General features: G+C 72.6%; 12 protein-coding genes. 7 read left to right on the top strand and 5 right to left on the bottom strand.

The genetic code is table 11. The features are described 5' to 3' along the window. The first annotated feature begins 127 nt into the window (after positions 1-127). The 5 genes from ACFVQZ_RS11340 to ACFVQZ_RS11320 all read left to right on the top strand — a co-directional run bounded on the left by ACFVQZ_RS11340 (position 128) and on the right by ACFVQZ_RS11320 (position 8,391). Positions 128-1,678: a 3' terminal RNA ribose 2'-O-methyltransferase Hen1 gene (locus ACFVQZ_RS11340; protein WP_383621212.1), complete on the top strand. Its 1,551-nt coding sequence runs from the start codon at positions 128-130 to the stop codon at positions 1,676-1,678. Continuing rightward, on the top strand, positions 1,675-4,248 hold the full coding sequence (locus ACFVQZ_RS11335) for a polynucleotide kinase-phosphatase (RefSeq protein WP_383621210.1): 2,574 nt from the start codon (positions 1,675-1,677) through the stop codon (positions 4,246-4,248). Before ACFVQZ_RS11340 ends, ACFVQZ_RS11335 begins: the two co-directional genes overlap by 4 nt. A 178-nt stretch (positions 4,249-4,426) precedes the next feature. Beyond that, entirely contained in the window at positions 4,427-5,659 is a 1,233-nt protein-coding gene (locus tag ACFVQZ_RS11330) for an arginine deiminase (protein ID WP_383621208.1), read from the top strand. A gap of 143 nt (positions 5,660-5,802) precedes the next feature. Beyond that, on the top strand, positions 5,803-6,810 hold the full coding sequence (gene argF / locus ACFVQZ_RS11325; RefSeq protein ID WP_383621206.1) for an ornithine carbamoyltransferase: 1,008 nt from the start codon (positions 5,803-5,805) through the stop codon (positions 6,808-6,810). A gap of 147 nt (positions 6,811-6,957) precedes the next feature. Beyond that, positions 6,958-8,391 (top strand): amino acid permease, encoded by a 1,434-nt coding sequence (locus ACFVQZ_RS11320; protein WP_383621204.1) that lies wholly within the window; start codon positions 6,958-6,960, stop codon positions 8,389-8,391. On the opposite strand, the gene ACFVQZ_RS11315 is transcribed toward ACFVQZ_RS11320, so the two are convergent. The 3 genes from ACFVQZ_RS11315 to ACFVQZ_RS11305 form a co-directional block, all read right to left on the bottom strand. Further along, entirely contained in the window at positions 8,345-8,824 is a 480-nt protein-coding gene (locus ACFVQZ_RS11315; RefSeq protein ID WP_383621202.1) for an ATP-binding protein, read from the bottom strand. The two genes, ACFVQZ_RS11320 and ACFVQZ_RS11315, sit on opposite strands and share 47 nt — an antisense overlap. Before the next feature lie 189 nt (positions 8,825-9,013). Then, entirely contained in the window at positions 9,014-9,850 is an 837-nt protein-coding gene (locus ACFVQZ_RS11310) for a PaaX family transcriptional regulator C-terminal domain-containing protein (RefSeq protein ID WP_030494652.1), read from the bottom strand. Positions 9,851-9,854: 4 nt separating this feature from the next. Next, a complete protein-coding gene (locus ACFVQZ_RS11305; RefSeq protein ID WP_383621200.1) occupies positions 9,855-11,519 on the bottom strand; it encodes an AMP-binding protein in 1,665 nt (554 codons plus the stop codon). A 413-nt stretch (positions 11,520-11,932) separates the two neighbouring features. Between ACFVQZ_RS11305 and ACFVQZ_RS11300 the strand changes: the two genes are divergently transcribed. Then, positions 11,933-13,486 (top strand): MFS transporter, encoded by a 1,554-nt coding sequence (locus ACFVQZ_RS11300; protein ID WP_383621198.1) that lies wholly within the window; start codon positions 11,933-11,935, stop codon positions 13,484-13,486. A gap of 26 nt (positions 13,487-13,512) precedes the next feature. Here the strand turns inward: ACFVQZ_RS11300 and ACFVQZ_RS11295 are convergent, their stop codons facing one another. After that, positions 13,513-15,042 carry a helix-turn-helix domain-containing protein gene (locus ACFVQZ_RS11295; protein WP_383621196.1) on the bottom strand — a complete coding sequence of 510 codons (1,530 nt, stop codon included), beginning with the start codon at positions 15,040-15,042 and terminating at the stop codon, positions 13,513-13,515. Between the two features lie 96 nt (positions 15,043-15,138). Beyond that, positions 15,139-15,495: a VOC family protein gene (locus ACFVQZ_RS11290; RefSeq protein WP_030494634.1), complete on the bottom strand. Its 357-nt coding sequence runs from the start codon at positions 15,493-15,495 to the stop codon at positions 15,139-15,141. Between the two features lie 423 nt (positions 15,496-15,918). On the opposite strand from ACFVQZ_RS11290, the gene acnA reads away from it, so the two are divergent. Then, positions 15,919-18,633, top strand: coding sequence for an aconitate hydratase AcnA (gene acnA / locus ACFVQZ_RS11285; RefSeq protein WP_383621194.1), 2,715 nt, complete (start codon positions 15,919-15,921; stop codon positions 18,631-18,633). Positions 18,634-18,721: the final 88 nt, after the last annotated feature.

The raw sequence follows: 18,721 nt of genomic DNA, 5'->3' as shown, positions 1-18,721 counted from the left end.
GGCCGAGCCCCGCGGCCGGGGCCGGCCACCGGTAGGTCGGTGAACCCACAGGACCGTCCCCGTAGCCCCCCGGGGCCGCGGCGAAAATGCCTGGTTGTCGCGGGGAGGGGCGCTCATACTCGGGCGTGTGTTCTTGACGATCAGTACGACCGGCAGCCCGGAGCGTCCCGCGACCGATCTCGGTTTTCTGCTGCACAAGCATCCCGAGCGGGCGCAGGCGTTCTCGACCGCGCACGGCACCGCGCACGTGCTCTACCCGGAGGCGACGGCGGAGCGGTGCACCGCGGCGCTGCTGCTGGAGGTGGACCCCGTGGCGCTGGTGCGCCGGGGGAAGGGCAAGGGCCGGGGCGGTGCGCCGGACGCGGCGCTCGCGCAGTACGTGAACGACCGGCCGTACGCCGCGTCGTCGCTGCTCGCGGTCGCGCTCGCGCAGGTCTTCAAGACGGCGCTGCACGGGGTGTGCCGGGCGCTGCCCGAGCGGGCGGCGGAGGCGCTGCCGCTGCGGATCGAGGTGCCGGTGCTGCCCGCGCGCGGCGGACCGGAGCTGGTGCGGGAGCTGTTCGGGCCGCTGGGGTGGACGACGGTGGACGCCGAACCGGTCGCGCTGGACGCGGAGTTCCCCGAGTGGGGCGATTCGCGGTACGTGCGGCTGGTGCTGGAGAGCGAGCGGCTGCGGCTGGCGGAGGCGCTGAACCAGCTGTACGTGCTGCTGCCCGTCCTCGACGACGCCAAGCACTACTGGGTGGCGCCCGACGAGGTGGACAAGCTGCTGCGGGCCGGGGACGGCTGGCTGGCGGCCCATCCGCGGCGGGAGCTGATCACCACCCGCTATCTGTCGCGCCGCCGGAGCCTCGCCCGCGAGGCGTCGGAGCGGCTGGAACTGGTCCGGCTGGCGGAGGCCGACGGGCTCGACGTCGAGGACGTCGACAACGCCGTGGACGAGGCCCGCGACACCGAGCAGCGGCCGGTGCCGCTCGCCGAGCACCGGCGCGCCGCGATCCTGGCCGCCCTGCGGTCGGCGGGCGCCGCCCGGGTCCTCGATCTGGGCTGCGGGCAGGGCCAGTTGGTGCAGGAGCTGCTGAAGGACGTGCGGTTCACCGAGATCGTCGGGGTGGACGTGTCGGTGCGGGCGCTGACGGTGGCGGCGCGCCGGCTGCGGCTGGACCGGCTGGGTGAGCGGCAGGCCGCGCGGGTGAAGCTGGTGCAGGGCTCGCTGGCGTACACGGACAAGCGGCTGGGCGGGTACGACGCGGCGGTGCTGAGCGAGGTGATCGAGCACCTGGACCTGCCGCGGCTGCCGGCGCTGGAGTTCGCGGTGTTCGGTTCGGCCCGGCCCCGTACGGTCGTCGTGACCACGCCGAACGTCGAGTACAACGTGCGCTGGGAGTCGCTGCCCGCCGGGCACGCCCGGCACGCGGACCACCGGTTCGAGTGGACCCGGGCGGAGTTCCGGGAGTGGGCCGGGGGCGTGGCGGGGCGGTACGGGTACGGGGTGGAGTTCGCGCCGGTCGGGGCGGACGACCCGGAGGTGGGGGCGCCGACGCAGATGGCGGTGTTCACCCGTGCAGAGAACGACGACCGGACCGCGAACGAGGACCGGACCGCGCACGACGACCGGACCGTGCACGACGACCGGACCGCGAACGGCGACGACAGGAAGAAGGAGGGCGCGGCATGAGCGACGACCGTGCGGCCGGCGTGACGGCCGTGGCCGAGGAGCGGCGCAGGGTGCTGCCCGTCACCGATCTGTCCCTCGTCGTGCTCGTCGGCGCGACGGGTTCCGGCAAGTCGTCGTTCGCGCGGCGGCACTTCAAGCCGACCGAGGTGGTGTCCTCGGACTTCTGCCGGGGGCTCGTCGCGGACGACGAGAACGACCAGTCGGCGTCCCGGGACGCGTTCGACGTGCTGCACTACATCGTCGGCAAGCGGCTGGCCGCGGGCCGGCTGACGGTCGTCGACGCGACCAACGTGCAGCGGGAGGCGCGGCGGCAGCTGGTGGAGCTGGCGCGGGCGCACGACGTGCTGCCGATCGCGATCGTGCTGGACCTGCCGGAGCGGGTCTGCCGGGAGCGGAACGCGCTGCGCGCCGACCGGGCCGGGATGCCTCCGCACGTGATCGGCCGTCACCGGCGGGAGCTGCACCGGGGGTTGAAGGGGCTGGAGCGGGAGGGGTTCCGCAAGGTCCACGTCCTGCGGTCGGCGGAGGAGGTGGACGCGGCGGAGGTCCGGCTGGAGCGCCGGTTCAACGATCTGCGGCACCTGACGGGCCCGTTCGACATCATCGGTGACGTCCACGGCTGCCGGAGCGAGCTGGAGACGCTGCTCGGCCGGCTCGGTTACGTGGACGGGGTGCACCCGGAGGGGCGTACGGCGGTGTTCGTCGGCGACCTGGTCGACCGGGGGCCGGACTCGCCGGGCGTGCTGCGCCGGGTGATGGGCATGGTGGAGTCCGGGAACGCGCTGTGCGTGCCGGGCAACCACGAGAACAAGCTGGGACGCTGGCTGAAGGGCCGGAACGTCCAGCGGACCCACGGTCTCGCCGAGACGATCGAGCAGCTGGAGCGGGAGCCGGACGAGTTCCGCGAGCGGGTGCGGGCGTTCATCGACGGTCTGGTGAGCCACTACGTCCTGGACGACGGGAAGCTGGTGGTCTGCCACGCCGGTCTGCCGGAGAAGTACCACGGGCGGACGTCGGGCCGGGTGCGGTCGCACGCGCTGTACGGCGACACCACCGGGGAGACCGACGAGTTCGGGCTGCCGGTGCGCTACCCGTGGGCGGAGGAGTACCGGGGGCGGGCGACGGTCGTGTACGGGCACACGCCGGTGCCGACCACGTCCTGGGTCAACAACACGATCTGCCTGGACACGGGCGTGGTGTTCGGCGGGCGGATGACGGCGCTGCGCTGGCCGGAGCGCGAGCTGGTCGACGTGCCGGCCGAGCGGGTCTGGTACGAGCCGGTGCGTCCGCTGGCGTCGGAGGCGCCGGGCGGGCACCAGGGCCGGCCGCTGGACCTGGCCGACGTGCACGGGCGGCGGACGGTGGAGACGCGGCACCTGGGCAAGGTGGCGGTGCGGGAGGAGAACGCGGCGGCGGCCCTGGAGGTCATGAGCCGGTTCGCGGTCGATCCGCGGCTGCTCGCGTACCTGCCGCCGACGATGGCGCCGACGCCGACCGCGAGGGCGGAGGGCTTCCTGGAGCATCCGGCGGAGGCGTTCGCCCAGTACCGGGCGGACGGTGTCGAGCGGGTCGTGTGCGAGGAGAAGCACATGGGTTCGCGGGCGGTGGCGCTGGTCTGCCGGGACGCGGACGCGGCCCGGGAGCGGTTCGGCGTGGACGGGCCGACGGGCGCGCTGCACACGCGTACGGGCCGGGCGTTCTTCGACGACGACGCCGCCACCGAGGAGGTCCTGGCGCGGCTGCGGACGGCGATCGGCGCGGCCGGGCTGTGGGAGGAGCTGGACACCGACTGGCTGCTGCTGGACGGCGAGTTGATGCCGTGGTCGCTGAAGTCGGGCGGGCTGCTGCGGCACCAGTACGCGGCGGTCGGCGCGGCGGCCGGGGCCGTGTTCCCGGAGGCCGTACGGGCGCTGGAGGCGGCGGCCGGGCGCGGTGTCGAGGGCCTGGACGGGCTGCTGGCCGCGCAGCGCGAACGGGCGGCGGACGCGGGCGCGTTCACCGAGGCGTACCGGCGGTACTGCTGGCCGACGGAGGGACTGGACGGGGTGCGGTTCGCGCCGTTCCAGCTGCTCGCCGTGCGCGGCCGGACGCTCGCGGACGTGCCGCACGACGTGCAGCTCGGGTGGCTGGACCGGCTCGTGGAGCACGATCCGGCGGGGCTGCTCCAGGTGACGCGGCGGATCGTCGTCGACACCGGCGACGAGGCGTCCGTCCGCGCGGGCACCGACTGGTGGCTGGAGCTGACCGGCGCCGGCGGCGAGGGCATGGTGGTGAAGCCGCTGGCGGCGCTGGTGAAGGACGGCTCGGGCCGTCCGCTGCAGCCGGGCGTGAAGGTGCGCGGCCGGGAGTACCTGCGGATCGTGTACGGCCCCGAGTACACGCGTCCGGAGAACCTGGCGCGGCTGCGGGAGCGGCACCTCGGGCACAAGCGCTCGCTGGCGCTCCGGGAGTACGCGCTCGGCCTGGAGGCGCTGGAGCGCCTGGCGGCGGGCGAGCCGCTGTGGCGGGTGCACGAAGCGGTGTTCGCGGTCCTGGCCCTGGAGTCGGAGCCGGTGGACCCGCGGCTGTAGCGCGGGCGTACGTGGGGCCCGGCCCGTAAGCGAGCCCGGCCCGGGTCCTACGCGCGGGCCCGGCCCGTACGCCAAGCCCAGCCCGTACGCCAGGCCCGGGGTCGCACGCCTGCCCCCTCGCGGAATTCGGTCGTGCGCGTGCCACGCGTACGGCCGTCCGCTCCGTCAGGATGGGCGCATGGGATTCCATGTCGACTCCGAGACCGGCCGGCTCCGCCGCGTGATCCTCCACCGCCCCGATCTGGAGCTGAAGCGGCTGACCCCGTCCAACAAGGACGCCCTGCTCTTCGACGACGTGCTGTGGGTGCGGCGGGCCCGCCAGGAGCACGACGGCTTCGCGGACGTGCTGCGCGACCGGGGCGTCGAGGTGCATCTCTTCGGCGATCTGCTGCGGGAGGCGCTGGAGGTGCCGGCGGCGCGGGCGCTGGTCCTCGACCGGGTTTTCGACGAGAAGGAGTACGGGCCGCTGGCGGCCGATCACCTGCGGGCCGCGTTCGACTCGATGGACACGGCGGCGCTGGTGGAGGCGCTGGTCGGCGGGATGACGAAGCGTGAGTTCCTGGCGGGGCACCGGGAGCCGACGTCGGTCCGTTTCCACGCGCTCGAACTGGACGACTTCGTCCTCGGTCCGCTGCCGAACCACCTCTTCACCCGGGACACGTCGGCGTGGATCTACGACGGGGTGTCGATCAACGCGATGAAGTGGCCGGCGCGACAGCGGGAGACGGTCCACTTCGAGGCGATCTACAAGCACCATCCGCTGTTCACGGGGCCGGAGGCGGGGCCGTTCCACCACTGGTCGGAGGGGCAGTCGGACTATCCGTCGACGATCGAGGGCGGGGACGTGCTCGTCATCGGGAACGGCGCGGTGCTCATCGGGATGAGCGAGCGGACCACGCCGCAGGCGGTGGAGATGCTGGCGCGGGGCCTGTTCGCGGCGGGTTCGGCGCGGTCGATCGTGGCGCTGGACATGCCGAAGCGGCGGGCGTTCATGCATCTGGACACGGTGATGACGATGGTGGACGGTGACACGTTCACCCAGTACGCGGGTCTCGGGATGCTGCGCTCGTACACGATCGAGCCGGGTGACGATGGGCAGGCGCTGCGGGTGACCGACCACCCGCCGGAGCAGATGCACAGCGCGATCGCGGCGGCGCTGGGGCTCCAGGACGTGCGGGTGCTGACGGCGACGCAGGACGTGCACGCGGCGGAGCGGGAGCAGTGGGACGACGGGTGCAACGTGCTGGCGGTGGAGCCGGGGGTGGTGGTGGCGTACGAGCGGAACGTCACGACCAACACGCATCTGCGGAAGCAGGGCATCGAGGTGATCGAGATCCCTGGGAGCGAGCTGGGGCGGGGGAGGGGCGGGCCGCGCTGCATGAGCTGCCCGGTGGTGCGGGACCCGGTGTGACGGACGGACCCTCCCCCCGGTCTGTATATACATGCTGTCTTACGTATAGACTTCCAGGGTTCCGTCGCGCGCCGCGCCGTCCCGCACCGCCGCGCGCCCGCACCGCCCGTCCCGACGACCGTACCCACCCAGGAGCGCCCGCCATGGCCCTTGACCTCTCCGGCCGCCACTTCCTCAAGGAGCTGGACTTCACCGCAGAGGAGTTCCGCGGTCTGGTCGACCTCGCCGCCGAGCTGAAGGCCGCCAAGAAGGCGGGCGCCGAGGTGCAGCGGCTGCGCGGCCGGAACATCGCGCTGATCTTCGAGAAGACCTCCACCCGTACCCGCTGCGCCTTCGAGGTCGCCGCCGCCGACCAGGGCGCCTCCACCACCTACCTCGACCCGTCCGGCTCCCAGATGGGCCACAAGGAGTCGGTGCGGGACACCGCCCGCGTCCTCGGCCGCATGTTCGACGGCATCGAGTACCGCGGCGACAGCCAGGCCACCGTCGACGAGCTGGCCGCCTTCGCCGGCGTGCCCGTCTACAACGGCCTGACCGACGACTGGCACCCCACCCAGATGCTCGCCGACGTGCTCACCATGACCGAGCACAGCGCCAAGCCGCTGGAGCGGATCAGCTTCGCCTACCTCGGCGACGCCCGCTTCAACATGGGCAACTCCTACCTCGTCACCGGCGCCCTGCTCGGCATGGACGTGCGGATCGTGGCGCCCCGGGCGTACTGGCCGGCCGAGGAGGTCGTCGCCGCCGCGAACGAGCTGGCCGACAAGAGCGGCGCCACCCTCACCCTCACCGAGTCCGTCCTCGACGGCGTCCGGGGCGTCGACTTCGTCGTCACCGACGTGTGGGTCTCGATGGGCGAGCCCAAGGAGGTGTGGGACGAGCGGATCGCCGCCCTCGCCCCGTACGCCGTCACCATGGAGGTCCTACGGGACACCGGGAACCCGGACGTCAAGTTCATGCACTGCCTGCCCGCGTACCACGACCTCGGCACGAAGGTCGCCCGCGAGGTCCACGAGCGGTACGGGCTCACCGAGCTGGAGGTCACCGACGAGGTCTTCGAGTCGGCGCACTCGGTGGTCTTCGACGAGGCGGAGAACCGGCTGCACACCATCAAGGCGGTCCTCGTCGCGACCCTGGCCGGACCGGCATAGCTTTGCGCCCGATTGGGTGAATATGCGCGCGGGGGTCTACCATCGCATCGTTCAGGGGGGTCCGGGCACTTTGCCCGGACCCCCCTGACGCGTGCGCCCATCCGGCGCGCGCCCGCACGACGCCCGAGAACGAGAGAACCCGCCCGCATGTCCTCGCGGATCAAATCCCCCCAGCAGCTCATCGCCGAATCGGGCGCCGACCTCGAAGGCCACAGCCTCCAGCGCACCATGGGCCTCTTCCAGCTCGTGTGCTTCGGCGTCGGGGCGATCGTCGGCACCGGCATCTTCGTCGGCCTCGCCGACAGCGTCGCCGAGGCCGGCCCCGCCGTCGTCGTCTCCTTCGTCCTCGCCGCCCTCACCTGCGTCTTCACCGCGTTCTCCTTCGCGGAGCTGGGCGGCGCCATCCCGGTCTCCGGCTCCTCCTACTCGTTCGCGTACGCCAGCCTCGGCGAGCGGGCCGCCTTCCTCGTCGGCTGGTGCCTGCTGCTGGAGTACGGCGTCTCCGTCTCCGCGGTCGCCGTCGGCTGGAGCGAGTACCTCGACGAACTGCTGCACAGCGTCACCGGCCTCCGGCTGCCCGAGGCGCTCACCGCCGGGCCCGCCGAGGGCGGCGTGGTCAACCTCCCCGCCGTCGTCGTCATCCTCATGGCCGCCACCCTGCTCGTGCGCGGCGTCCGGGAGAGCGCCCGCGCCACCGCCGCCATGTCGGTCCTCAAGATCGGCATCCTGGTCGTCTTCTGCGCGATCGGCTTCTCCGCCTTCCAGGCCGGGCACCTCTCGCCGTTCGCCACCGAGGGCATGGGCGGCATCACGGCCGGCGCCTCGGTCGCCTTCTTCTCGTACATCGGCTTCGACGCCATCACCACCGCCGGCGAGGAGGTCCGCGACCCGCGCCGGAACGTCCCGCTGGCCATCCTCATCTGCATCGGCGTCGTCACCGTGCTCTACTGCGCCGTCGCCCTCGCCGCGATCGGCGCGCTCGGCGCCGGCGAGGTCGCCGACAAGCCGGCCGCGCTCTCCCTCGTCGTCGACCAGGTCACCGGCTCCTCCGTCGGCGGCGGGATCATCGCCTTCGGCGCGGTCGTCGCGATCGCCTCCGTCGTCCTCGCCGTGATGTACGGCCAGACCCGCATCCTGATGGCGATGTCCCGCGACGGCCTGATGCCCCGGATCCTCGAACGGGTCTCCCCGAAGACCTCGACGCCCGTCGCCAACACCTGGATCGTCGCCGCCGTCTTCGCCGTCCCGGCCGCCTTCGCCCCGCTCGACGTCGTCGTCGGCCTCACCACCATCGGCACCCTCGCGATCATGGCCGTGGTCAACCTCGCGGTGCTCGTGCTGCGCCGCCGCGAACCCGGCCTCGCCCGCTCGTTCACCGTGCCGCTGTACCCGCTGAGCCCGGTCCTCGGCATCGGCTTCTGCCTCTACCTCATCTGGGGCACCGGCTGGCGCACCTGGCTGGTCTTCGCGTGCTTCCTCGTGGCCGGATCCGTGCTGTACGCCGTCTACGGGCGCCGCCACTCCCGCCTCGCGGTCACGCCCGGGGACGGCTCCGCTGGGAAGGCACCCGCGGGAGCGTGAACCAGACCGCCTTGCCGCGCGGGGTCGGCCGGTGGCCGCAGCCGCTGCTGAGCGCCCGGATCAGCAGCAGCCCGCGGCCGTGCTCCTGCCACGGGTCGACCTCGGCGTCCGGGCCCGGGCACTCCAGCTGCCCCGGGCGGGCCGGATCGGGGTCGTGCACCTCGATCTGACAGCCGCCGGGCGCGGCGAACAGCTCCACGACCAGCTCGATGGGCCCGTCGCCCGAGGTGTGCTCGACCGCGTTGGCCACCAGTTCGGCGGTGAGCAGCTCGGCCGTGTCGCGGTCCGGCCGGCCGGACGCGGCGGGGGCGAGCTCGTCGAGCGCGGTACGCACCAGGGCGCGGGCCAGCGGGACGGCGGCGGTGGTACGGGGCAGGGAGACGCGCCGGCACGCTCCGGGCGCGTCGGACACCGGGCCGGTGGCGTCGGTCATGGGGGCGGGCTCCCTTGGCCGGGGGTGAGGGGCGGGCTGCCCGCCCCGGAGGGGGGTGGGGCGCCGTCGGCGCGACGCCCGGGGCGTCTCGCACAACGTCCTGGTTTAAACCATAAAGGGGGAGCGGTTTCCGGCCACAGAGACCCCCCTCCCGACCTCCACGGGACCGAGGCCCCGCCCGCCCGGGACCTACGCGGGTCCGCCCGTCAGGTCCTTCTCCACGGCGCGTACGTGCTCCGCTCCCCGCTCCCACAGCAGCTCGTGCAGCTCGGCGAAGACCTCCGCGGACCGGCGGCCCGGCCACCGCGCGGGCAGCAGCTCGGCCGGCAGCACCGGGTCCGCGTACGGCAGCCGCCGCCACGAGTCCAGGGCCAGGAGGTAGGCGCGGTAGGCGTCCCCGTCCGTCCCCGGGGCCTCGCGCCACGCCGCCAGGACCGGCTCCTGGCCGGCCAGGAACTCCTCGTGCAGCCGCGCGATCGCCGGCAGGTCCCACCAGCGGGCCACCGCCTCCGCCGTGACCGTGTAGCCCAGGTGCTCGCCGCGGAAGAAGTCCACGTACGCGGAGAGGCCCAGCCGCTCCAGGGCGTGGCGGGTCTCCTCGTACAGCCGGGCCGGCGCGATCCACACGCCCGGCGCCGCCGTCCCGAAGCCGAGCCGGCCGAGCCGGGAGCGCAGCAGGTGGCGCTTGTGCCGCTCCTGTTCCGGGACCGAGAAGACCGCGAGGACCCAGCCGTCCGCGAGCGACGGCTCGGTGCGCGCGTAGATCCGCCGGTCGCCGTCCTCCAGGAGCCGCCGGGCGTCGTCGGAGAGCGCGTACCCGGCCGCGCCGTCGGGGGTGCGGCGCGGCAGCAGCAGCCCGCGCCGCTTCAGCCGGGACACCGAGGAGCGCACCGACGGGGCGTCGACGCCGACCGCGGCGAGCAGCCGGATCAGCGCGGCGACCGGCATCGGCGTCCCCTCGGACGGACGGCCGTAGGCGCCGTAGAGGGAGACGATCAGGGAACGGGGGGTGTGCTGCTCGGCCACGTGATCACTTTAGGCCGTGGCGGGCGGCCGGACCGGCCTCCGGTCCCGTGCGGTCGCGCAGCCGGTGGCGCTGGAGCTTGCCGGTGGCGGTGCGCGGCAGGTCGTCGACGAAGACGACCGCGCGGGGCGACTTGTACGGGTCGAGGCGGGCGCGGACGTACGAGCGCAGCGCGGCGGCGGTGGCCGCGTCGCGCGGCACTCCGTCGCGCACCACCGCGTAGGCGACGACGGCCTGGCCGCGCAGCGGGTCGGGGCGGCCCACCACCGCCGTGTCGAGGACGTCCGGGTGGCCGAGCAGCACCTCCTCCACCTGGGGCCCGGCGATGGTGTACCCGGCCGAGATGATCATGTCGTCGGCGCGCGAGACGTACCGGAAGTGCCCGTCGGGCTCGCGGACGTACCGGTCGCCGGTGATGTTCCAGCCGTGCCGTACGTACTCCGTCTGCCGGGGGTCGGCCAGATAGCGGCAGCCGACCGGGCCGCGCACCGCGAGCAGCCCCTCGCGCCCGTCGGGGACGGGCCGGCCGTCCGGGCCGAGGACGGCGGCCCGCCAGCCCGGCACCGGGCGGCCGGTGGTGCCGGGGCGGCTGTCGGCGTCGGCGGCGGCGACGACGATGTGCAGGAGCTCGGTGGTGCCGAGGCCGTTGACGATCCGGAGCCCGGTCCTGGCGTACCAGCCGGTCCAGACGGCGTCCGGCAGGTTCTCGCCCGCCGACACGCAGCGGCGCAGCGAGGACAGGTCGGCGGGGGAGCCCGCGTCCAGCAGGTCCAGCATCACGCGGTACGCGGTGGGCGCGGTGAAGAGCACCGAGACCCGGTGCCGGCCGATCGCGGCGAGCAGCTGCTGCGGCCCGGCCCGGTCGAGCAGGACGGCGGCGGCGCCGGCCCGCAGCGGGAAGACGAGCAGCCCGCCGAGGCCGAACGTGAAGGCGAGCTGCGGGGAGCCGGCGAAGACGTCGTCCGGGCGGGGCCGCAGCACCTGCGCGGAGAAGGTGTCGGCGGCGGCCAGCACGTCCCGGTGGAAGTGGACGCAGCCCTTGGGCCGGCCGGTGGTGCCGGACGTGAAGGCGATCAGCGCCACGTCGTCGGCGGCGGTGTCCGCGGCCCGGAACGGGCGGGCGGGCCCGCGCCCGGCGCGGGCGAGGAGGTCGCCGGGGCCGTCGCCGCCGTACGGGACGATCCTCAGGCCCGGGACGCGGGCGGCCCGCAGCTCCGCGAGCGCGTCGGCGGCGCACAGGGCCAGCGAGCAGGCGGCCGTCCCCGCGGCGAACGCGAGCTCGCCGGCCCGCTGCTGCGCCGTGACGGCGACGGCGACCCCGCCGGCCTTCACGACCGCGAGCCAGCAGGCGGCGAGCCACGGCGACGTGGGCCCGCGCAGCAGGACCCGGTGGCCGGGCCGGAGCCCCAGCTCGCCGGTGAGCACGTGGGCGATCCGGTCGACGTGCGCGCGCAGCTCCCCGTAGCTCCAGGTGCCGCCCTCGCCGTCGTGGAAGGCGGGCCGCCCGGCGCCGAACCGTTCCGCCGTCGCGTCGACGAGTTCGGCGGCGCAGTTGAGCCGTGCGGGGTAGGCGAGCCCGGGCAGCTCGAAGAGCAGCCGGGGCCACTGGGCGGCGGGCGGCAGCCGGTCGCGGGCGAACCGGTCCTCGTGCCCGGAGGGCGTCAGCTCCATGGCCACCGCCCGCGGTGGGAGGGGGCGGGGCGGCGTCCGACACCCGACCGACGTATCGTAGAGCTGACGGAGGTCACCGATCCGCGACACGGCGGCGTCACCGCACCGCCGGTTCCGGGCCGGTGGCGGCGACCGGGGCGACGCCCGGGGGCGTCGGAGAGGTCCCACATGGCGGCATTCTCACCCGGCCCGTGGCACTGGGCCCGGCGGACTGGCCCATACGAGGCCCGGGCCGTGACCGCTCAACTCCACCGGCCCTCGGGGCGGATGGCGGCGCAGGGCCCGTCCGGCGGGCAGGTGCTCGGGCGGCCAGATGATCGACTGGTCGCGACCGGGGGCCGGGCTTAGGGTCGAAAGGTGGACCGACCGGCCCACGGCCCCTGCGGTGAGGGCGCGACGCGCCATGAACGAACATGAGTAGCACACCGAAGCGGACGACCCCGGCGGTGGATTCCACTCCCACCCGCACGGGCGACGGCAAGGGCATCGCCCTGTTCGTCATCGCCTCCTGCCAGCTGATGGTCGTCCTGGACATCACCATCGTCAACATCGCGCTCCCGGACATCCAGAGAGCCCTCGACTTCTCGACCACCAGCCTCTCCTGGGTGGTCAACGCCTACACGCTGACCTTCGGCGGACTGCTGCTGCTCGGCGGGCGGTTCGGCGACATCCTCGGCAGGCGCCGGGTCTTCGTCTTCGGCGTCCTGCTGTTCGGACTCGCCTCCCTGCTCGGTGGGTTCGCGCAGGAGTCGTGGCAACTCCTCGCGGCGCGCGCCCTCCAGGGCGTCGGCGGCGCGATCGCCTCGCCGACGTCGCTGTCGCTCATCACGACCACCTTCGAGGAAGGCCCGGAACGCACCCGGGCGTTCGGGGTGTTCGCGGGCGTGTCGGCGGGCGGCGGAGCGATCGGCCTGCTCGCGGGCGGCGTGCTCGTCGAATGGCTCGACTGGCGCTGGATCTTCTTCGTGAACGTACCGATCGCCCTGATGATCGCGATCCTGACGCCCCGTCACGTACGGGAGTCCGAACGACATCCCGGCCACTTCGACCTGGCGGGCGCGCTGACGTCGACGCTCGGCATGGTGGCGCTGGTCTACGGCTTCATCCGGGCCGCGCAGGAGGGCTGGAGCGACCCGTGGACGATCGCCTCGTTCTGCGTGGCGGTGGTGCTACTGGCCGTGTTCGTCCTGGTGGAACGCCGCAGCCGGCAGCCGATCACCCCGCTGCACATGTTCGCGGACCGCAACAGGGCGGGCACGTACGGCATGATGCTCTGCCTGGCGGCGGCGATCTTCGGGATGTTCTTCTTCCTGACGCTCTTCGTGCAGCAGGTGCTCGGCTTCTCCCCGCTGGAGGCGGGCCTGGCGTTCCTGCCGGTGAGCGCGGTGATCGCGGTCGTGGCCGGCGTCACCTCGCAGCTCCTCCCGAGGTTCGGCCCGAAACCCTTCATGGTGCTGGGCGCCCTGTGCCTGGCGGTCGGCCTCTCCTGGCTGACGCTGACGGACGTGCACTCGACCTACGCGGGCTCGATCCTCGGCCCGATGCTGGTCTTCAGCGCCGGCATGGGCCTGATGTTCGTGTCGCTGACCCTGATGGCCCTCTCCAACGTCGAGCCCGCCGAGTCCGGCGCCGCCTCCGGCCTCCTCAACGCGACCCAGCAGGTGGGCGGTTCGCTCGGCCTGTCGATCCTGGTCACCGTCTTCGGCACCGCCAGCCGCAACGAGGCCGACGACCAGGTCCCGGCCTTCCTCTCCCAGGCGAACCCCGCCGAAAAGGCCCGCTTCGCCGAAACCGGCCAACTCCCGCCCCCCTGGGGCGACGAGGTCCTCACCGCGGGCGTCTCCGCCGGCTTCATCGTCGCCGCCGCCTTCGCCCTGGTGGCCCTCCTGATAGCCCTCTTCGCCATCCAGGTCCGCCCCTCGGACATCGAACGCCTGAAGGGCGGGGGGATGATGCCGGGCGGCTGACGCCCGGCACCGATCGTCCAGCGGTTCTAGATGTCCCGGAAGATCTCGATCTGGGCGCCGATCGAGTTCAGGCGTTCCGCCAGGTCCTCGTAGCCGCGGTTGATGACGTAGACGTTGCGGAGGACCGAGGTGCCTTCGGCGGCCATCATCGCCAGGAGGACGACGACGGCGGGGCGGAGGGCCGGGGGGCACATCATCTCGGCGGCGCGCCAGCGGGTGGGGCCTTCGACCAGGACGCGGTGGGGGTCGAGGAGCTGGAGGCGGCCGCCGAGGCGGTTGAGGTCCGTGAGGTAGATGGCGCGGTTGTCGTAGACCCAGTCGTGGATGAGGGTCTGGCCCTGCGCGGTGGCCGCGATGGCCGCGAAGAAGGGGACGTTGTCGATGTTGAGGCCCGGGAAGGGCATGGGGTGGATCTTGTCGATCGGCGCCTCCAGCTTGGAGGGGCGGACCGTCAGGTCGACCAGGCGGGTGCGGCCGTTGTCGGCGGCGTACTCGGCCGAGCGGTCGTGGTCGAGGCCCATCTCCTCCAGGACCGCGAGCTCGATCTCCAGGAACTCGATCGGCACCCGGCGGATCGTCAGCTCGGACTCGGTGACGACGGCCGCGGCGAGCAGGCTCATCGCCTCGACCGGGTCCTCGGAGGGGGAGTAGTCGACGTCGACGTCGATCTCGGGGACGCCGTGCACGGTGAGGGTGGTGGTGCCCACGCCGTCGACGCGGACGCCCAGCGCCTCCAGGAAGAAGCAGAGGTCCTGGACCATGTAGTTGGAGGAGGCGTTGCGGATGACCGTGACGCCGTCGTGGCGGGCGGCGGCCAGCAGCGCGTTCTCGGTCACCGTGTCGCCGCGCTCGGTCAGGACGATCGGGCGGTCGGGGGCGACGGCCTTCTCGACCTGCGCGTGGTACAGGCCCTCGGTGGCGGTGATGTCCAGGCCGAAGCGGCGCAGCGCGATCATGTGCGGCTCGATCGTGCGCGTACCGAGGTCGCAGCCGCCGGCGTACGGCAGCTTGAAGCGGTCCATGCGGTGCAGCAGCGGGCCGAGGAACATGATGATGGAGCGGGTGCGGATGGCGGCCTCGGCGTCGATGGACTCCATGTCCAGCTCGGCCGGCGGCACGATCTCCAGGTCCACGCCGTCGTTGATCCAGCGGGTGCGGACGCCGATGGAGTTCAGGACCTCCAGGAGGCGGAACACCTCCTCGATGCGGGCGACCCGGCGCAGCACCGTGCGGCCCTTGTTGAGGAGCGTGGCGCAGAGCAGGGCGACGCAGGCGTTCTTGCTGGTCTTGACGTCGATCGAGCCGGAGAGCCGGCGGCGGCCGACGACGCGGAGGTGCATCGGACCGGCGTAGCCCAGGGACACGATCTCGCTGTCGAGCGCCTCGCCGATGCGGGCGATCATCTCAAGGCTGATGTTCTGGTTGCCGCGCTCGATGCGGTTGACCGCGCTCTGGCTGGTGGCCAGGGCCTCGGCGAGCTGCGTCTGAGTCCAGCCACGGTGCTGCCGGGCGTCACGGATGAGCTTGCCGATGCGTACGAGGTAGTCGTCTGCCATGCCGTCACGTTATCTCAGATATGAGATGTGGCGATCATCGGGGTGCGCCGTACGGGTGACATGTCGTTATTTGTGAGGCTATCGGACCGGTGCGGGTCACGCCGGGAGGTCGAGCGCCGTGGGGTGTCGCGGCTCGTACAGGGGGAGTTCGGTGCCGCTCGGCAGCCGTACCGCCGCCAGCAGGCCCCAGCCCTGGTCGGTGATGGCCCGTGAGATCTCCGCGCCCTTGTCCTCCAGGGCGGTGAGGGTACGGGTGAGGTCCTCGCACATCAGATAGACCTCGTGCTTCGGCTCGGCCTCGGTCGGGTGGACCGCGATCTCGGCGGGCGGCAGCCGGAACACCAGCCAGCCCCGTCCGGCGTCCACGTGCGGGAAGCCGACGACGTCCCGCAGGAAGGCCCGGTCGGCCTCCGCGTCCCGGGTGTACAGAATCACGTGCGCGCCGCTGAACATGCCCCGATCCTCGGCCCGCCCCGGCACCCCGGCAACGCGCGCGCGGCCGGACGGGTGGGCCCCCGGGGGTGCCGGTGGTGTGCGGGACCGCTGGTGGGGCGCGGGGCTGGCCGGTGGCGCTGTATGCCGGGCCGGGTACGGGGCCGGCCGGCGCCGCTGTACGCCGGGTGTATGCCGGGCCGGGCGTGGAGCCCCCGCTGCCGCCGCGCCTCCGTCCGCGCCACGGCACATCCACCCCCGCCCAGGCATGACCGATCGGCGGGGATGCACTAGAGTTATCTCGACATCGAGATAACTGCTTACGGCGCACCGTGGCCGCCAGGTCGGTAAGGGTTACCTAACTTAGCCTTACCTTAGCGGATCGGCGAGGAGCCGTGGCGGCAGCATGACGGTAGTACGCGCACATTGATGAAGGAGACTGTCGTGTCGGCGAACAGCTTCGACGCCCGCAGCACGCTGCGCGTGGGCGACGAGTCGTACGAGATCTTCCGGCTGGACAAGGTGGAGGGCTCCGCGCGCCTTCCCTACAGCCTGAAGGTCCTCCTGGAGAACCTGCTCCGCACCGAGGACGGCGCGAACATCACCGCCGACCACATCCGGGCCCTCGGCGGCTGGGACTCGCAGGCCCAGCCGAGCCAGGAGATCCAGTTCACGCCGGCGCGCGTGATCATGCAGGACTTCACCGGTGTGCCCTGTGTCGTCGACCTCGCCACCATGCGCGAGGCCGTCGCGGCGCTCGGCGGCGACCCGGCGAAGATCAACCCGCTCTCCCCGGCCGAGATGGTCATCGACCACTCCGTCATCGCCGACAAGTTCGGCACCAACGACGCGTTCGCGCAGAACGTCGAGCTGGAGTACGGCCGCAACAAGGAGCGCTACCAGTTCCTGCGCTGGGGCCAGACCGCGTTCGACGACTTCAAGGTCGTCCCGCCGGGCACCGGCATCGTCCACCAGGTGAACATCGAGCACCTGGCCCGCACGGTCATGGTCCGGGGCGGCCAGGCGTACCCCGACACTCTCGTCGGCACCGACTCGCACACCACCATGGTCAACGGCCTCGGTGTGCTCGGCTGGGGCGTCGGCGGCATCGAGGCCGAGGCCGCCATGCTCGGCCAGCCGGTCTCCATGCTGATCCCGCGCGTCGTCGGCTTCAAGCTGACCGGCGAGCTGCCCACCGGCACCACCGCCACCGACCTCGTCCTCACGATCACCGAGATGCTGCGCAAGCACGGCGTCGTCGGCAAGATCGTCGAGTTCTACGGCGAGGGCGTCGCCGCCACCTCGCTCGCCAACCGCGCCACCATCGGCAACATGTCGCCGGAGTTCGGCTCCACCGCCGCCATGTTCCCGATCGACGGCGAGACCCTGAACTACCTGAAGCTGACGGGCCGTTCCGCGCAGCAGGTCGCGCTGGTCGAGGCGTACGCCAAGGAGCAGGGCCTCTGGCTTGACCCGCAGGCCGAGCCGGACTTCTCCGAGAAGCTGGAGCTCGACCTCTCCACCGTCGTCCCGTCGATCGCCGGCCCGAAGCGCCCGCAGGACCGCATCGTCCTCGCGAACGCCGCCGAGCAGTTCGCCCAGGACGTCCGCAACTACGTCGACTCGGTCGACGAGGCGGGCCAGGAGTCCTTCCCGGCCTCCGACTCCCCGGCGGTCTCCAGCACCGTCCCGTCGAACCCGGTCGAGGTCACCGCCCCCGACGGCACGACCTACACCCTCGACCACGGTGCGGTGACGGTCGCGGCCATCACCTCCTGCACCAACACGTCGAACCCGTACGTCATGGTCGCCGCCGCGCTCGTCGCGAAGAAGGCCGTGGAGAAGGGCCTGACCCGCAAGCCGTGGGTCAAGACCACCCTCGCCCCGGGCTCGAAGGTCGTCACCGACTACTTCGACAAGGCCGGTCTCACCCCGTACCTCGACAAGGTCGGCTTCAACCTCGTCGGCTACGGCTGCACCACCTGCATCGGCAACTCCGGCCCGCTGCCGGAGGAGGTCTCCAAGGCGGTCAACGAGCACGACCTCGCGGTCACCTCGGTCCTCTCGGGCAACCGGAACTTCGAGGGCCGCATCAACCCCGACGTCAAGATGAACTACCTGGCCTCCCCGCCGCTGGTCGTCGCGTACGCCCTCGCGGGTTCCATGAAGGTGGACATCACCAAGGACGCGCTCGGCACCGACACCGAGGGCAACCCGGTCTACCTCAAGGACATCTGGCCGTCCGAGGCCGAGGTCAACGACGTCGTCGCCAACGCCATCGGCGAGGACATGTTCGCCAAGTCCTACCAGGACGTCTTCGCCGGCGACGCCCAGTGGCAGTCGCTGTCGATCCCGACCGGCAACACCTTCGAGTGGGACCCGGAGTCGACCTACGTCCGCAAGCCCCCGTACTTCGAGGGCATGACGATGGAGCCGGCCCCGGTCACCGACATCACCGGCGCCCGCGTCCTCGCCAAGCTGGGCGACTCGGTCACCACCGACCACATCTCCCCGGCCGGTGCCATCAAGGCCGACACCCCGGCCGGCAAGTACCTCACCGAGCACGGTGTGGAGCGCCGTGACTTCAACTCCTACGGCTCGCGCCGTGGCAACCACGAGGTCATGATCCGCGGCACGTTCGCCAACATCCGCCTGCGCAACCAGATCGCGCCGGGCACCGAGGGCGGCTACACCCGCGACTTCACGCAGGAGGGCGGCCCGGTCTCCTTCATCTACGACGCGTCGCAGAACTACCAGGCCGCCGGCACCCCGCTGGTCATCCTCGGTGGCAAGGAGTACGGCTCCGGCTCGTCCCGCGACTGGGCCGCCAAGGGCACCGCGCTCCTCGGCGTCAAGGCCGTCATCACCGAGTCGTACGAGCGCATCCACCGCTCGAACCTCATCGGCATGGGCGTCCTCCCGCTCCAGTTCCCGGCCGGCCAGTCGGCCGACTCGCTGGGCCTGACCGGCGAGGAGACCTTCTCCATCACCGGCATCACCGAGCTGAACGAGGGCACCACCCCCAGCACGGTGAAGGTCACCACCGACACCGGTGTCGAGTTCGACGCGGTCGTCCGCATCGACACCCCCGGCGAGGCGGACTACTACCGCAACGGCGGCATCATGCAGTACGTGCTCCGCAACCTGATCCGCGGCTGACCCCGCTGATCCGGTAGCAAGCCGACCCGGGCTGATCCGGCGGCAAGCGGGAAGGGCCCCGCTCCTCGTGACGAGGAGCGGGGCCCTT

It is taken from the genome of Streptomyces sp. NPDC057854, assembly GCF_042797055.1.
Lineage (GTDB): Bacteria > Actinomycetota > Actinomycetes > Streptomycetales > Streptomycetaceae > Streptomyces.
This window is presented reverse-complemented; position numbering and strand designations above follow the sequence as displayed.

What these genes read in the sequence shown, in the direction of transcription:
- ACFVQZ_RS11335 (WP_383621210.1), top strand. Translation starts at nt 1,675, where the DNA reads ATGAGCGACGACCGTGCGGCCGGCGTGACGGCCGTGGCCGAGGAGCGG.
- ACFVQZ_RS11330 (WP_383621208.1), top strand. Translation starts at nt 4,427, where the DNA reads ATGGGATTCCATGTCGACTCCGAGACCGGCCGGCTCCGCCGCGTGATC.
- argF (WP_383621206.1), top strand. Translation starts at nt 5,803, where the DNA reads ATGGCCCTTGACCTCTCCGGCCGCCACTTCCTCAAGGAGCTGGACTTC.
- ACFVQZ_RS11320 (WP_383621204.1), top strand. Translation starts at nt 6,958, where the DNA reads ATGTCCTCGCGGATCAAATCCCCCCAGCAGCTCATCGCCGAATCGGGC.
- ACFVQZ_RS11315 (WP_383621202.1), bottom strand. Translation starts at nt 8,824, where the DNA reads ATGACCGACGCCACCGGCCCGGTGTCCGACGCGCCCGGAGCGTGCCGG.
- ACFVQZ_RS11305 (WP_383621200.1), bottom strand. Translation starts at nt 11,519, where the DNA reads ATGGAGCTGACGCCCTCCGGGCACGAGGACCGGTTCGCCCGCGACCGG.
- ACFVQZ_RS11300 (WP_383621198.1), top strand. Translation starts at nt 11,933, where the DNA reads ATGAGTAGCACACCGAAGCGGACGACCCCGGCGGTGGATTCCACTCCC.
- ACFVQZ_RS11295 (WP_383621196.1), bottom strand. Translation starts at nt 15,042, where the DNA reads ATGGCAGACGACTACCTCGTACGCATCGGCAAGCTCATCCGTGACGCC.
- ACFVQZ_RS11290 (WP_030494634.1), bottom strand. Translation starts at nt 15,495, where the DNA reads ATGTTCAGCGGCGCGCACGTGATTCTGTACACCCGGGACGCGGAGGCC.